We start from the raw sequence: 14,819 nt of genomic DNA, 5'->3' as shown, positions 1-14,819 counted from the left end.
AAGTCCAAAAGCAACCACATATGCCAGCGAAATGGCTGAAAATCATTGAGCTCGCACAGACGTATGTGCAAAGTGTCGCCTGATTTGGCACCTGATCCCGAAGTGGTCTACATCAGCACGAAAAAGAACATGAGCATTTGGCAAAGCGAACCCTTGACAAACCGAACTTTTGAATGGTTTAAACTGGTTAAATTCAAGGGTGTATTTGTCATGCCTTTGATTTGTCTACCGTCACCCTTGTGACCTTAACTGAAACCATTCAAGTGTTTGTCAAGGGCAAATGCGGCTCCGATTGGTATAGTCAGTGGGCCTTCACCACCTTTAATTTTTAGTTTTCATAAAAAATTTGACAGTTCCCGTTATACTAGTCTACTTGTCTCTAACTTTTCTTTAATCATTTTAATTCAGACTATCTTTAGTATCATTGTAACCTATTATAGTCGCATTACCAAATTTTTTCTCTTATACTTTTTCTCATTTTGGATTATAAATAATTAGTCAGATACGCCCTCCGACCGATGACATAAGAATGTTAAAATGGTATGATGAACTTGCAAACAGGTAACCTCGATTCACTAAGGAAGGAGGCAAATCATTATGGAAGGAATTCTTTTAGGACTTGGCTTCATTGGTGTCACATTAGCTATCCTTACCCCTTTTATTAAAAGTGGGATGGGATTGACTCTAGTCAGTTTAGCTGTCTATTTCTGGTTCATCGGTATTGAAACATGGTTACCCTTAATATTGTTCACTGCCGGTTTACTTCTGATCGTTTTTGAGATATTCGTACCGGAATTCGGATTAGCAGGTATAGTTGGTATTATACTGCTCATATCAGGACTGTATCTGACAATCGGTGATATCGGACAGACAGTCCGGGATCTCAGCTTGTCTGTGGTTATCACTTCGGGTGTAGTCTTTTATCTGATTAAGAATGGATACTCACTGACTAATGTAAATAAGTTGATCCTTCAGACGAACTTGGCTGAACGATCTGCTGATAAAGAATCTGAGTCTGACAAACAGACCATTACTGAAGGACTTGAAGGTGAAGCACAAACTCCCCTCCGTCCATCAGGAAAAGTGACGTTTCAGGACGACCCACGCTCTTATGATGTTCTGAGTGTAGATGGTCATATTTCTAAAGGCACCAAAGTCATTGTAGAAAAAGTAAAAGGCACAAAAATTACTGTCAGAAAAAAATAGAATAGGAGAATATATATGGATGTATTAGATAATGGGTTTGTAGGTATCATTATAACCGCTGTCATCATACTGATTTTCATCAGTATCTTCCTTCGTTTTGTACCCGTTGGACTTTGGGTGACCGCTTATTTCTCAGGAGTCAAGGTAGGAATCGGTACATTAGTAGGTATGCGCCTGCGTCAAGTTAGTCCACATGCAATCATCCGTCCTCTAATTAAAGCAACTAAAGCCGGGCTATCCTTGAGTACGAACGAACTGGAAGCTCACTTTCTTGCTGGTGGTAATGTCAACGCAGTTATAGATGCATTGATTGCTTCACACAGAGCTGAAATTGAACTGGAATTTGAAAAAGCAGCAGCCATCGACTTGGCTGGACGTAATGTATTTGAAGCTGTACAAGTATCGGTTAACCCTAAAGTTATTGTTACACCTGATATCGCAGCCGTAGCTAAAGACGGAATCGAAATCGTTGCAAAAGCTAAAGTTACCGTACGTGCCAACATTGAACGCTTAGTCGGGGGTGCTGGAGAAGATACGATCATTGCCCGTGTCGGTGAAGGGGTCGTAACTACCGTCGGTTCTGCTGACAAACACTCTGATGTACTGGAAAATCCGGATATGATCTCTAAAACTGTATTAAGCAAAGGCCTGGACTCTGGTACAGCTTTTGAAATCCTGTCCATAGACATTGCCGACATTGATGTCGGACGTAATATCGGAGCTAAACTTCAGACTGAGCAAGCTGAAGCCGACAAAAATATTGCACAGGCTAAAGCTGAAGAACGTCGCTCAATGGCGATCGCTCAGGAACAGGAAATGCGTGCTGAAACTCAGAAAATGCGTGCCAAAGTGGTTGAATCTGAAGCTGAAGTACCATTGGCCATGGCTGAAGCACTAAGAAGCGGCAACTTAGGTGTCATGGATTACTATAAAATGAAAAACATCAATGCCGATACAGATATGAGATCAGCCATTTCTGACCAGTCAACTGAAGAAGAAGAGTGATATAAATGGGATTCTTAATCGTATGGATCGTTCAGCTTTTTATATTTTTTGTGATTGTTTCTAGTGTAGCTTCTCTGTTTTCAAAAACTGCTAAAAAAACTGCTCAGAATCCTGAAGCCAGAGAAAGCAGCGATAAAATAGAAGCTTCAAAACGAAACCTTCTGAACGAGAAGCGACAGAACAGCCGTCCGGGTCGTGTTCAAAGAGAAAGACGTCCGGAGCGCGAACGCTACGATCGGAGAAAGAACAGTGAGCCGATCATCAAAGATGTCGTCTCATTAAGTTCTTCGAAAAATCGAAAAAAACGCCCACGTTCAGCTACTGATTTTGACAAGCGCCAGCTGAAACAGGCAATTATATATAAAGAAATACTGGATAAACCTCTTTCTCTAAGAGAAATCGACTAAAAAAAGTGACACATGCCCCTCCTGACTGACAGGAGAACGACATGTGTCACTTTTCATTTTCTTCTTCAACAGATCCTTCCCTGACGAAGAATGATCGCTTAATTTCAATAAACTCCTCAATATTATTTAAAAGCATGAACAGATAGGCTCGATTTTCAAATTCAGCTCTGCTCTTCGGCAGACCTGACTGTCTGAACGTTCTGTAAAGCTCAGCAATGTTTTCCAGCAGACTCTGCCCTGTGTTCTTTTCGTTCAGCTGTTCTGACGTACTATTGAACAATTCGGCCAGTATCCTTGCCTCCTCAGATCCCAATCCGCTGTTCTGGAGTGAATGCAGCATCTTTCTAATCGATGCCAGCTGCTGCCCGCGCATCTGAACATATTTCAAACTATAATCATTCTTATGAAACAGTTGATTATCGTAGTCCTTTAATGCCTGAGCTTTTGCTTCACTGATCAGATCCTCAGCTTCCCTAACCTGGTCGGTAAGTTTGACTGTCAGATCCTTTCCTGATAAACGATCAGAAATCCCCTTCAGTATCAGTCTGATGCCCTCATCAACCTGACGCTTGCTTTCAGCCAGTTCACTTTTATGAGATGGCATCCATAAATTTAGCAGCAAGGCACTGGTTGCGCCGATCGTCATGAGTAGAAAGCCGTTAAGCTGCCAGCTCCAGGAGATGCTTCCAGCTCCAATAAAATGAGTGACAAGAACTGAGCATGGGGCGATCCCCGATTGTAGATCAAAACGGTATGCTAAAGGTATATATATAATTAGATAGAGTCCAAAAGCTGTAACGGAAAACCCGGCCAGGTAGAATACGACTGAAGCTATCAAAAACGCGGTCACAGTTGAAGCGACCCTCTTGAAGGCAGTAATAAAAGACGCCCTTTTAGTATCAAGAAGACTCAGAATTGCTATGATCCCTGCAGCCAGTGTATGATCAAGTTGAAGAAAATCTGCTGTATAGATCGCAAGCAGCGTAGCCAGAACCATTTTTACTGTACGATGTGTGATGGACATTCAGATTCCCTCCCCTGGCTTCAGCTACAATGTTCCTGATCGAATGATGGATATGAGCAGCCACATCCCCATAACTCCGGCACCTATAAAAATCGCAATCGCAAAGAAGGATACGCCGGTGCCTTCCGAAAGGACAAATATCACGGAAGAAGCAATGATCAGAGCAGCAATGATTAAAGCAAAGACCAGACGATTGACCATCTTGTTAACTTCTCGCCACTTATCCTCGAAATGAACCAGATCGATATGGACCATCAATCTGCCATTGTTGACAGTATCCAGTACTCGCTTGAATGTAGAAGGCAGCTTGAATGAATCCATAGCCAGTTGATAGACACCAATTTTAAGTTTTTCCTTCGACAGTTTGTTAATCAGACTGATGTCATTGCTGGCCTTGATGTAGGTTGAAGCAATTTCCATAATATTAATATCTGGGTGCAAGTCAGAGACTACGCCTTCAAGAATAGTCAGAGACTTTGCCAGTAAAATAAAGTCATTAGGCATAATCATTTTATATTTATGCGTCACGTGCAGCACGTCTGAAAAAAATGTGCTTAGATCAATTTGCCCAAAACTTCTGGTAATATAGGACTGGTAAGAATCATGAAGATCTTCACTGAAATCAAACCGGTCGACCTTCTCTTTAGTGATAGCCATCTGGAGAAGCAGATTCATAAGCTGATCCAAGTCTTCGAAGACAATTGCTCTCATAATGCTAATGAGATCATCTTTCACGCTATCGGAAAGTTCCCCGACGATTCCAAAATCAATGAACACGATTTTCTTTTCCTTGATTACCAGGTTACCTGGATGCGGGTCACCGTGAAAAAAACCATCCTTAAAGATCTGTGACAGAAAAGAGTAGACAAGCTTTTCTGCTATATCCTTCTTTTCATACCCTTCTTCCCTGATCTCCTCCTGATTCAGTCCACGTATTCCCTTGACGTATTCTTCAACTAATACCCGTTTTGATGTATAAGTTAGAACGGGTTTGGGCGCCGTAACTGCATCCAGTTCTTTGTTCAATTTACGGAACTTGATGAGAGCCTGTCCTTCATTCCTGAAATCCAGCTCTTGTTTGGTCGTTTCTTCAATTTCTTTAAACGCAGCCTTGGCATCGACAAGCATTTCCTTAACTGTTTCTGGCGCTATGGATACGATACGTGAAAACAGCTGAATATCGCGTAGTAGATTTTCTTCAATTTCCGGACGCTGGACTTTTATAACAACCTGTTCACCAGTCAGTAGTTGCGCTCTGTGTACTTGAGCAACGGAAGCACTAGCAAGAGGGGTCTGCTCAACCCATTCAAATACATCTTCAAGCTCCTCTTTAAAATCTTCTTTAAAAATACGCCTGATATCTTTATACGGAAAAGGAGGCGCATCATCTCTCAGTTTAGACATTTCCTTAATGTATTCTGGTGGAAGCAGATCCTGTCTTGTAGATATGATCTGACCGATCTTGATGAAACTTGGCCCCAACTCTTCAAATGCCAGTCTCAGGTTTGTTGCATCCTGTTCTTTGTGCTTAGTTCTTACTCGTGTCCGGTAAATATGGCCGAATCCGTATGATGCCAGTACACTGGCGATTTCTGTCAGTCGTTCACGGTTACTTTTCAAAAGTTGGCCTCCTTTCAATAAGGTAAAAAAGGTGCTGACCAGGATATGATCAACACCTTATCATTATACTTCAGTTGATTTATCTGTCAGTTTGCGTTCAAGTTCTTCAACCTTAGCTTCCAGGTCTTCGATGTCTTTTCTTTGAGCTACATTCATTTCAAGCAAGATCGCTTCAAGTGTTTCTCTCTCTTCCAAAGAAACCTCTTTATTTTTCCTTTGAATCAATTCTTCTGTCAACTTCTTACCTTCAGCAACGGTCAATTTCCCTCGACTGACTAATTTGTCAACTTGTTCTACTGCTTTTTCAAGTGCGATAGCCGTAGATCCGACACCGACCAGCAAAGCTTTTTTGATATCATCCATCATAATAAAGAACCCCTTCCAAATTGATCTTACACTGTCAGTATAACACTCACCTTAGAAATTGTCAGATAAAACCTATGATTCCCACTGATAATTCGCCTAAGGCAGAGGATTTCCAGATGCTTTATACACCGTATACCAATCTTCACGGCTTAAAGATATTTCCGATGCAGAGGAATAATTTCTGATTCGTTTTTCATTCATCGTTCCCAGAATTATCTGCATTTTAGCTGGATGTCTTAACAGCCAGGCAATCGCCAGTGCTTCATGATCTGTTTCATATTTATCAGCGAGTAATTTCAAGGTTTCATTGACCTCACCATAATCAGGATGGTTCAAGAATACACCGTCCGGACCGTGAACAGGGGACCATGGCTGTACAGTTATGTCATTCAGCCTGCAGTAATCAAGGATTGCACGATCATGGTCGATCGATCCCTTCTGCTTCGTGTTCACCTGAACCCCGGCATCGATCATTCCAGTATGCATGACACTTAATTGAAGCTGATTCGCAATCAAGTCCTGTTTGACATGCCTTTTCAGCAGCTCGATCTGATACGGACTGTGGTTGCTCACACCGAACTGCCTCACTTTCCCAGAACTGTGTAAAGTATCGAAAGCCTCAGCCACTTCTTCAGGTTCGACAAGTGCATCCGGTCGGTGAAGCAGCAGGACATCTATATAGTCTGTATCGAGTCTATTAAGGATCCCCTCAACTGAGTTTATTAGATGTTCTTTAGAAAAATCATAATAGCCGGATCGAATCCCCGCCTTCGACTGTAAGATAATATCATCACGTTTGATTGATGTCAGTTCAAGCGCCTGTGCAAATCGCTTCTCAGACTCTCCTCCACCGTAAATATCCGCATGATCATAGAAATTGACACCGGATTCAAAAGCAGCATTTATGACACCAGCCGCTTCCTTACTATTCAGTTTATCCATTCGCATACAGCCCAGCGCCACTTCAGATACCGATAAATCTGATGTGCCTAATTGTATTTTATTCATCGTTTTCCTCCTGTCAATTGTACTATAATCAGTGTACTCCGAGAAGATAAATAACGCGACTATTGTTTGGTACAGAGTATTTAAAATTAAAATTACATTGTGACAAGAATATGACAAATAAGTGTCTAACTTTAAAAAACGATACTTGTGACAAAAAAGTGTCAAATAGTGTTGCATTTTCTTCTGTTTACTCTTAGAATTGAAATTGTAACAAAACGTTCACATTTTATTCTTTCAACATGTTCTACATAAAATGCACGAGCGAGACTTTTTATAAAGGAGTAGTGACTAATGATTACATTATACGTATCCCCAAGTTGTACATCTTGTCGAAAAGCTAAAGCGTGGTTAGAAGAACAGAATTTAGAATTTAATGAAAAGAATATCTTCCATGAACCGTTGACGAAAGAAGAAATTAAGCAGATACTCAGCCTTACAGAAGAAGGCACCAGTGAACTCATTTCATATCGCTCTCAGGCCTATCAGGCACTGTCTGAAGATATTGACGATCTATCTCTAAATGAATTACTTGAATTATTCGAAAATGAACCAAGTCTGATTAGACGCCCAATTATTATGGATGACCGACGCCTGCAGATTGGGTATAACGAAGAAGAGATTCGATGCTTCCTGCCTCGCAAAGTAAGAGAACTTGAACTGGCAGAAATACATCGTAAACTGGCTGTAGAAGAAACCGCATAAAAAGATGAGTAGGGTGTCCCTCTACTCATCTTTTTTTTCATCCTCATAATAATCATCATTGTAGTCTTTTTCAATTTCTTCATTTTCTCCTTTATTTTCTCCTTCATCTGAAGAGTCACTTTTTATTTCAACTTCTTTTGTCGGTTTATCAGAATCTCCTTCTGCTCTATCTTCCGATTCAACAGTATCTTCTCCAAGTATCTTGCGTCTATATTCTTCTTCACTGTACAAAAATACATTATGCATGATTTTAAGTATCGGCCGCATCAGTAGAAAGAAACTGGCAAAAATATACAAATACATTCCAACTGTATCCAGATCTGTGAATGTCTGGACGAGACTACCTGTGAGGTAGAGAATACCTGTAAATAAATCATTTCCAAGAGAAATAATTGTGTAGTAGTTTTGGAAATAAATTCTGAACCTTCCAGCTTTGACTATAACGTCTTCTTCTTTTCCAGGACTCACATCGTGCTCTTTTGTCTCTATTGTAGGCATCTATACTTCCCTCCGACACTGATAATCTCTTACTTACCCTTACTCTAGCATATATCTTAAGCTTTTATCTAAAATAGCCGAGAAGACCCCCACTTCTTACGAAGTGTAAAGTGGGGGATGAATCGGCTTCGGACACGAGGTGGCTTTAGCCGTCCCGATTGTCCGATTGTTCGAGTGCTGTTTGAATCAAGTGAAAAATTGTTTGAGTACGAGTACCGAACCCTTTCTGCTCTTTGTACTTGTCCACCCTATCGAGCAATGTCTTCGGAAATCGTAAAATAACTGATTGCTTTTCCATTGTTTTCACTCCTTAATGATATACAAATAATATCTTAAATGATACAATAAGTATATCATTTAAAGGGGGTGGAAATCAATGAGACACAAAGCCTATAAGTTCCGCATCTACCCGAACAAAGAGCAGGAAATCCTGATTGCGAAGACGATTGGGTGCAGTCGGTTCGTCTTCAACCATTTCCTTGCAAAATGGAACGAGCTGTACGAAAGCACGGGCAAAGGACTGAGCTACAATTCCTGCTCCGCTCAACTGACCGAACTAAAGAAAGAAATCGACTGGCTAAGAGAAGTGGATAGTATCTCATTGCAATCGGCGTTACGTCATCTCGATGATTCGTTCAAGTGTTTTTTTAGAAAGCAGAACAAGGCTCCACGCTTCAAGTCGAAGAAGAATGCCGTGCAGTCCTACACGACCAAATGCACAAATGGTAATATTGCGATTGTCGGCAATCACATTAAATTGCCGAAACTTGGTCTGGTGCGGTTCGCCAAAAGTTACGACGTAGACGGACGTATTTTGAATGCCACCGTCAGACGCAAGCCGAGCGGCAAATACTTTGTCTCTCTTTTAGTCGAAACTGAAATCGAACAAATAGATAAGACGGGTTCTGCTGTGGGTATTGATGTCGGATTGAAAGACTTCGCCATTCTGTCAGATGGTACAGTCTATCAAAATCCGAAGTTCTTCCGCAAAATCGAGCAGAAGTTAGCGAAAGAGCAGAAGAAGCTTGCCCGTAGACGGGAGTTGGCTATCAAACGAAACTGTCCGTTGCTCGATGCAAAGAATTACCAGAAGCAAAAACAGAAAGTCGCTTGCCTCTACGAAAAGATGGTCAACGCCCGAACCGACTACTTGCACAAAATCTCAACCGAGATTGTCAAAAACCACGACATCATCGGTATCGAAGGTTTGCAGGTGTCGAACATGGTAAAGAACCGCAAGTTGAGTAAAGCCATCAGCGAAGTCTCATGGTCAGAGTTCCGGACTATGCTTAAATACAAAGCAGACTGGTACGGCAAACAAGTTGTCACTGTGGCGAAAAACTTTCCATCCAGCCAATTGTGTTCAAATTGTGGCTACCAAAACAAAGCCGTTAAGAATCTCACTGTCCGTGAATGGGCTTGCCCTGAGTGCAATAGTCATCACGATAGAGATATTAACGCAAGCATGAATCTTCGCAACGAAGCGTTGCGATTAACCGTAGGGATTACGGGGTTAGCCTGATAAAGTAACCGACCGATAGGTTGGTGTTCTCAGGAATCCCCCACTTCAAGGAGCGTTAGCGAGTAAGTGGGGGGAGTTCAAAAGTTATACGCATAGAAAAAGAGACCCCCTCTAAAAGGTGATCTCCTTGCTTTTCTACTGTTTGACACCACCTGCTGTGACGCCTCCGATAATATATCGGGAGAGGAATGTATAGAGCAGGATTAGTGGGATGATTGAAAGGGCAATCCCCATGTACATCGCACCAAACACTTAAAAAAACAGGGGGGGAGCTTGTTTTTTCATACAAATCTTCCCTCGTTTTCGTACATCTAATTTCTTTTTCTTAAATAGATAACTGATATAACTGCTGTAAGAATGACAGCAATTATTGCACCGTATACCAGAACCCCTGATGAAATAGAGTCATCCGCACCAGCCGTGTCATTTGTTCCTTCAACTAGGAATAATTCAACCATTAATTTACTTATTAACTCAATTAACCGTCTGAAAGATTACATGGCTAACTGTCTTTTTATTTGCATGATACAAAAAAGCACGGACCAAGGGGCCCGTGCTTTTTTCGCAACTTATATTATTTTCATATTATAAGCGAGAAAGAAAAGTTCACATCAATTCTTCCTCCGATACCAACTTCCTGTTGTGATGCTCAAGCATCTGTATCGTGCAGAGTCTCCATAAACTATGGAGTCCTCGACTCATCGCATAACAAGTACTTTATCATATTCTGAAAGGTTACGCAAGCATTTATTCATCAAAAGATTTCAGCCAGCTGCTCGCGATCAGTCCATGACCGGCTACAGTCGGATGGACGCCATCATCTCCTGTATAATAGCTAAACCCGTCACGTATTCCAGCCGCATTCAAAAGACCATCCAGTGGAATGAGTTCAGTCTGGTAATCTCTCGCCATTTTCCTGACAATCTGAATCCGTTTATCGAGATCATTCCTCCATCCTACTCTGTCCTTCGGATAAGGCAGGACGAACGGCTCCATTAAAATAACTCGAGCATCCGTCCTTTGGTGAAGCGATTTCAGAAGGAATCGGTAGTCTGACTCAAATTCCTCCAGTTCTTCTTCTGTCAATTCCACTCCGTCATTCTGATTTCGCCAGGTATCATTTATGCCTATGAGTAAAGTAACGATATCCGGATTAATGATCAGGCAGTCATCCTCCCATCGCCTTTTCAGATCTTTCAGGCTGTCTCCACCAATACCCCTATTTAGGATCGTCAGCCTTTTTGATGGGTATCTTGACTGAAGATGCGAGGCAATCATCAAAGGAAAGCCCTTGCCTAAATCTTTGCCGTCCATACGATCACGTCCGACGTCTGTTATGCTGTCACCGATGAACAGCAGCGTATCATTTTTGTTTATTTTCATTATTTTCCTCCTAGAAGCTGTCTTGTCTATTTATTCTTCTGTATAAAGTTATAGACGGCTCCAATAAGGTTCGCATCATTTTTAAACTCACATGTTTCAATGACTGGTCGGAACGGCGTATGCTGCAGGCGCGCAAATAAAGAGTCAAATTCGACTTCGATCCGCTCAAGGATGCCTTCCATACTGGACACCCCTCCTCCGATAACAATTTTTTCAGGGTCAAATGCGTAAGCTAAATTATACATTCCCATAGTCAGATACATGAAAAAGGTGTCAACTTCTTCTTTAGCGATGGCATCCCCCTGGCTGGCAAGTTCAAACACAGCCTTTCCATCTATATCATCGTAACCTATCCCCATTCGATCTGCATAACGGCGGGACATAGCCACAGCTGTGCCAACCTGACTGAACGCCTTTGTTTCATTAAGTAACATAAAGCCGAATTCTCCACCAAACAAATGCGACCCATGATGGACTTTTTTATTGACAATAACTGCTCCCCCGATTCCTGTTCCAATCACTATAAATAGAACATTGTCGTTATCTTTGGCAGCTCCTTTCCATACTTCAGCCAGACCTGCACTGTTTGCATCATTTTCAAACGACACAGGAAGTCCAAACATTTCCTCAAGTTCATCATATATAGGAAAGAAGTGGAGGTATCTGACTGCGCTGACCCCTTCTATCTGCCTGTCGATCTGATTGACCGCTCCGGGAGCAGAAAATGCGACTCCTTCGAGGCTGTATGTCAAGTCAGCCTCTTCTTTCACACGAGAAAGTTGAGCCTTCATTTCAGTCCAGGTCTGGGGTGTTTTAAACTTTCCTTTATCTGACAAAGATTCATCAGACCAGACTCCATGCTTCACTGACGTTCCTCCGATATCAAAAGCCAGTACTGCCATTATACCTCTCCACCTTCGCTTATAATTTATCTGTTTACCAGACAGCAACCGTTCCATCCGTTCTCGGTTCTGTCCCTCCGATCAGCACACCATTTTTGTTTCTTAAAATAATCTGACCCCTTCCGAACTGACCTTTTTCAAGAGTCACTTCTATGTCGTGTCCCCGGCGTTTCAGATCTGTCAGTACAGAAAATGGGATTTCAGGTTCAACGAGTACTTTCCGCCCTTTGACCCACTGCCATCTTGGTTTGTCTAGAGCATCCTGAGGATTCAGCCCGAAATCAATCATGGACTGGATCACTTGAAGATGACCTTGAGGCTGCATGTGTCCACCCATCACTCCAAATGGTCCCACTGGCTGGCCCTCTTTAGTCAGAAAACCTGGAATGATCGTATTGAACGGCCTCTTGCCCGGTGCCAGAGAATTGACATGCCCTTTTTCTTTCGTGAACCCAACGGCCCGGTTATTAAGACTGATGCCATATTCTGGTATGACTGCCCCTGAACCGAAGCCCATGTAATTACTTTGAATGTATGAAATCATATTTCCGTCAGCGTCTGCTGCAGCAAGATAGACAGTTCCGGATAAATCACTGATACCTGGCACGGCATCGATGGCGTCATGGCTGATTAAATCTGCTCTTTCCTTGGCATATGATTTAGAAAGCAGCTCCTCTGAACTTACCGTCATCCTCCCAGGATCGGAAACAGTTAGATTCCCATCAGCAAAAGCCAGTTTGATTGCTTCGATCTGCTTATGCAGCGTCTCCGCATCATCTTTACCAGCGAGTTCCAGATGCTTAAGCGTATTTAGTGCCATTAACGTAACAATCCCTTGGCCATTTGGCGGCATCTCCCAGACTTTGTAGCTTTTATAGTCCACGGAAATAGGATCGACCCATTCTGGTTTGAACGATTTTAGATCGACCAGTCTTAAGCTTCCACCATATTCTTTGGAAAACGAATCGATGGCTTCAGCAATCTCGCCTTTATAGAAAGCATCCGCTCCTGTTTCACCGATAAGCCTCAAACCTCTGGCATGTCCCGGAAGTTTAATGATATCCAGGGCATGTTTAGCTTTACCTTCTGGCGCAAAGACCTTGAACCAGGTCTCGAGTTCCGGGTGATTGTCTTTCTCTTTAGTGAATCGTTTGAAGGTGCGTTGAAATGCTTGGGAAACTGTATGGGTAATCACATATCCTTCTTCAGCTATTTTCGCAGCAGGTTCCAGCACTTCTTTAAGGGGAAGTTTCCCATGTTCTTCACTTAGAGCAGCCCATCCGGCTGGAACGCCAGGAACAGTGACTGCATTGATGCCAAAAGTTGGAAAGTCCTTTTCTTTTGTCAGGTATGGATCTGGATCCAACCCTTCAGGAGATGGCCCACTGGAATTCAGCCCATGCAGTTCTCCGTCTTTCCATAATATGCTGAAACTGTCTCCTCCGATGCCGTTCGATCCTGGCTCCACAACAGTAAGTGTCGCAGCAGTTGCTATGGCTGCATCGATGGCATTTCCACCTCTTTTCAGTATGTCGAGCCCGACTTGTGCAGCTAGCGGATGTGATGTAGCAACCATTCCATTTTTACCTACCGCTAGCTCTCTTCGTGATGCATAATGAAATGCCCCTGTGTCGCAGTTTGCACTCCCCATTTTATTTCTCCCCTCATATGTAGTATCGGATCCTAGACCCGATACATAAAACAAATTAATCTTTCAACTGAATAATCTCGATCTTATATCCATCAGGATCCTTAATAAAGAAGTAAGATGCTGCACCGTCAGATAATTCAGTCAACTCTGTAACATCCTGCCCAGACTGACTAAACTCTTCGTGAGTATCTTTAAGGTTCTCTACGCCTATTGCAATATGCCCGTATCCATTTCCCAGATCATACGGTTCTTCCTGATCATAATTATATGTCAGCTCCAGCTCCACTTCATCTCCAGGCAATGCCAGATAAACCAGGGTGAACTTGTAGTCGGGATAATCCAGACGGCGAACTTCTTTCATTCCCAGAACATCTTTATAAAAAGCTAATGACTTGTCCAGATCCTTTACTCTTACGCAAGTGTGCAGCATTCTTTTTCTCATCGGTGATTCCTCCTAAATGATTATGTTTTCATTTTGCCTTACTTTCATCAGACCGTCAAGCAAACATGTATGAGGGGCAGCTTATATCCTCACTTTTTCGAAAGCGTTATAATTAATTTACTGAATATCTGATAAAGGCTTGACTATCTAAAATGAATGCGTTATCATTTACTTAGAAACAAAGTTAGTAGCAGTACTACTAGTTTTCTTTTTCATAAATCATCTCCTTTCTATGCAAAAGAGCCCCTGCGGAAACAGGGGTTCTTTTTTGCGTTCAGCTTCTCTCATAAAGTTCCAATGGGAGCCCATCCGGATCCTTGAAGAAAGTGAACAATCTTCCAGTATAGGGATCCGTTCTTACCTCTTCTACTTCGATTCCCTTGCTTTCCAGCTGTCGTTTTGCTTCTACTACATCATCCACTTCGAAACATAAGTGTCTCAACCCTACCGCTTCAGGTCCATTCGCTCTAGCTGGAGGATCTGGGAATGAAAAGAGTTCAATTTGAGCATTACCAGCTTCCAGGTCCAACTTATATGATTCTCTTTCCTCTCTGTACACTTCTCTGATGATAGTCAGACCGAGCGTTTGTGTATAAAAAGCTTTAGACCGGTCATAATCACTTGCAATGATCGCCACATGATGAATTCCATTAAACATATTCTGTTCCTTCTTTCTTTAAAAGTTATGGTCTATGTCCCTTTGCTTTTACGTTTCAATAAGCGTATAGTATTATGTTGAACTACCCCCACTTTCGCTCACGCTTAGAAGTGGGAGATTCCTGGGAACAAAGTAGACTTGACACACTTGTTTAATAGAGTATCAGCGGTTGCTTTTATTTACCAGGCTACCCCCGTAGTCCCTACGGTTGGAGTGTGTTAGACAAACTGTAGTATTTTAATGCCTTCGTTTAAAATATTGATACTTGCATTGATATCTCTGTCATGATGCGCTTTGCATTCTGGGCAGATCCACTCTCTGATATGCAGATGTTTCTTCCCGGCGTTATGCCCACAAGACGAGCACAGTTGACTGGAAGGATACCACTGACTGACTTTAACTAGAGAGCGGTTATGCCACTCCGC

18 protein-coding genes are annotated in these 14,819 nt (G+C 42.2%); 5 read left to right on the top strand and 13 right to left on the bottom strand.

Features of this window, described 5'->3' with window-relative positions; translation table 11 throughout:
- Positions 1–597: 597 nt before the first annotated feature.
- From BLR76_RS09110 to BLR76_RS09100, 3 genes are read left to right on the top strand one after another with little or no spacing between them, the layout of a single operon-like run.
- A complete protein-coding gene (locus BLR76_RS09110; RefSeq protein WP_091268337.1) occupies positions 598–1,206 on the top strand; it encodes an NfeD family protein in 609 nt (202 codons plus the stop codon).
- A gap of 15 nt (positions 1,207–1,221) precedes the next feature.
- Positions 1,222–2,211, top strand: a complete 990-nt coding sequence (floA, locus tag BLR76_RS09105; RefSeq protein WP_091268336.1) for a flotillin-like protein FloA — start codon at positions 1,222–1,224, stop codon at positions 2,209–2,211.
- A gap of 5 nt (positions 2,212–2,216) precedes the next feature.
- Positions 2,217–2,618 carry a hypothetical protein gene (locus tag BLR76_RS09100; protein WP_091268335.1) on the top strand — a complete coding sequence of 134 codons (402 nt, stop codon included), beginning with the start codon at positions 2,217–2,219 and terminating at the stop codon, positions 2,616–2,618.
- 46 nt (positions 2,619–2,664) lie between these two features.
- Here BLR76_RS09100 and BLR76_RS09095 read toward each other — a convergent pair whose 3' ends face one another.
- The 4 genes from BLR76_RS09095 to BLR76_RS09080 form a co-directional block, all read right to left on the bottom strand.
- Entirely contained in the window at positions 2,665–3,642 is a 978-nt protein-coding gene (locus tag BLR76_RS09095; RefSeq protein WP_091268334.1) for an aromatic acid exporter family protein, read from the bottom strand.
- A gap of 24 nt (positions 3,643–3,666) precedes the next feature.
- A complete protein-coding gene (locus BLR76_RS09090) occupies positions 3,667–5,196 on the bottom strand; it encodes an ABC1 kinase family protein (protein WP_425425717.1) in 1,530 nt (509 codons plus the stop codon).
- Positions 5,197–5,325: 129 nt separating this feature from the next.
- On the bottom strand, positions 5,326–5,628 hold the full coding sequence (locus BLR76_RS09085) for a phasin family protein (RefSeq protein ID WP_091268331.1): 303 nt from the start codon (positions 5,626–5,628) through the stop codon (positions 5,326–5,328).
- A gap of 96 nt (positions 5,629–5,724) precedes the next feature.
- A complete protein-coding gene (locus tag BLR76_RS09080; RefSeq protein WP_091268330.1) occupies positions 5,725–6,636 on the bottom strand; it encodes an aldo/keto reductase in 912 nt (303 codons plus the stop codon).
- 291 nt (positions 6,637–6,927) lie between these two features.
- Here BLR76_RS09080 and spx point away from each other — a divergent pair, with 291 nt between their 5' ends.
- The gene (gene spx, locus BLR76_RS09075) at positions 6,928–7,338 is read left to right on the top strand and encodes a transcriptional regulator Spx (RefSeq protein WP_091268328.1); all 411 of its coding nucleotides are present in this window, start codon (positions 6,928–6,930) and stop codon (positions 7,336–7,338) included.
- Positions 7,339–7,359: 21 nt separating this feature from the next.
- Here the strand turns inward: spx and BLR76_RS09070 are convergent, their stop codons facing one another.
- Entirely contained in the window at positions 7,360–7,836 is a 477-nt protein-coding gene (locus BLR76_RS09070) for a YrhK family protein (RefSeq protein WP_091268327.1), read from the bottom strand.
- A 145-nt stretch (positions 7,837–7,981) separates the two neighbouring features.
- Entirely contained in the window at positions 7,982–8,134 is a 153-nt protein-coding gene (locus BLR76_RS11870; RefSeq protein ID WP_176759675.1) for a hypothetical protein, read from the bottom strand.
- Positions 8,135–8,212: 78 nt separating this feature from the next.
- Here BLR76_RS11870 and tnpB point away from each other — a divergent pair, with 78 nt between their 5' ends.
- The gene (gene tnpB / locus BLR76_RS09065; protein WP_091268325.1) at positions 8,213–9,358 is read left to right on the top strand and encodes an IS200/IS605 family element RNA-guided endonuclease TnpB; all 1,146 of its coding nucleotides are present in this window, start codon (positions 8,213–8,215) and stop codon (positions 9,356–9,358) included.
- A 311-nt stretch (positions 9,359–9,669) separates the two neighbouring features.
- Here tnpB and BLR76_RS11865 read toward each other — a convergent pair whose 3' ends face one another.
- The 7 genes from BLR76_RS11865 to BLR76_RS09035 form a co-directional block, all read right to left on the bottom strand.
- Positions 9,670–9,816 (bottom strand): hypothetical protein, encoded by a 147-nt coding sequence (locus BLR76_RS11865; protein ID WP_176759674.1) that lies wholly within the window; start codon positions 9,814–9,816, stop codon positions 9,670–9,672.
- A gap of 289 nt (positions 9,817–10,105) precedes the next feature.
- Complete coding sequence (locus tag BLR76_RS09060) at positions 10,106–10,741, bottom strand: SGNH/GDSL hydrolase family protein (RefSeq protein ID WP_091268323.1); 636 nt, start codon at positions 10,739–10,741, stop codon at positions 10,106–10,108.
- Between the two features lie 26 nt (positions 10,742–10,767).
- Entirely contained in the window at positions 10,768–11,643 is an 876-nt protein-coding gene (locus BLR76_RS09055) for an ROK family protein (RefSeq protein WP_091268321.1), read from the bottom strand.
- 34 nt (positions 11,644–11,677) lie between these two features.
- Complete coding sequence (ggt, locus tag BLR76_RS09050; protein ID WP_091268320.1) at positions 11,678–13,294, bottom strand: gamma-glutamyltransferase; 1,617 nt, start codon at positions 13,292–13,294, stop codon at positions 11,678–11,680.
- Positions 13,295–13,349: 55 nt separating this feature from the next.
- On the bottom strand, positions 13,350–13,736 hold the full coding sequence (gene gloA, locus BLR76_RS09045; protein ID WP_091268318.1) for a lactoylglutathione lyase: 387 nt from the start codon (positions 13,734–13,736) through the stop codon (positions 13,350–13,352).
- A 274-nt stretch (positions 13,737–14,010) separates the two neighbouring features.
- Complete coding sequence (gene gloA2 / locus BLR76_RS09040) at positions 14,011–14,394, bottom strand: SMU1112c/YaeR family gloxylase I-like metalloprotein (protein WP_091268316.1); 384 nt, start codon at positions 14,392–14,394, stop codon at positions 14,011–14,013.
- Between the two features lie 218 nt (positions 14,395–14,612).
- A partial coding sequence (locus tag BLR76_RS09035; RefSeq protein WP_143009181.1) for a zinc ribbon domain-containing protein occupies positions 14,613–14,819 on the bottom strand: 207 nt, incomplete at its 5' end.

It is taken from the genome of Alkalibacterium thalassium, assembly GCF_900101165.1.
Classification (GTDB): Bacteria; Bacillota; Bacilli; order Lactobacillales; family Carnobacteriaceae_A; genus Alkalibacterium; species Alkalibacterium indicireducens.
This window is presented reverse-complemented; position numbering and strand designations above follow the sequence as displayed.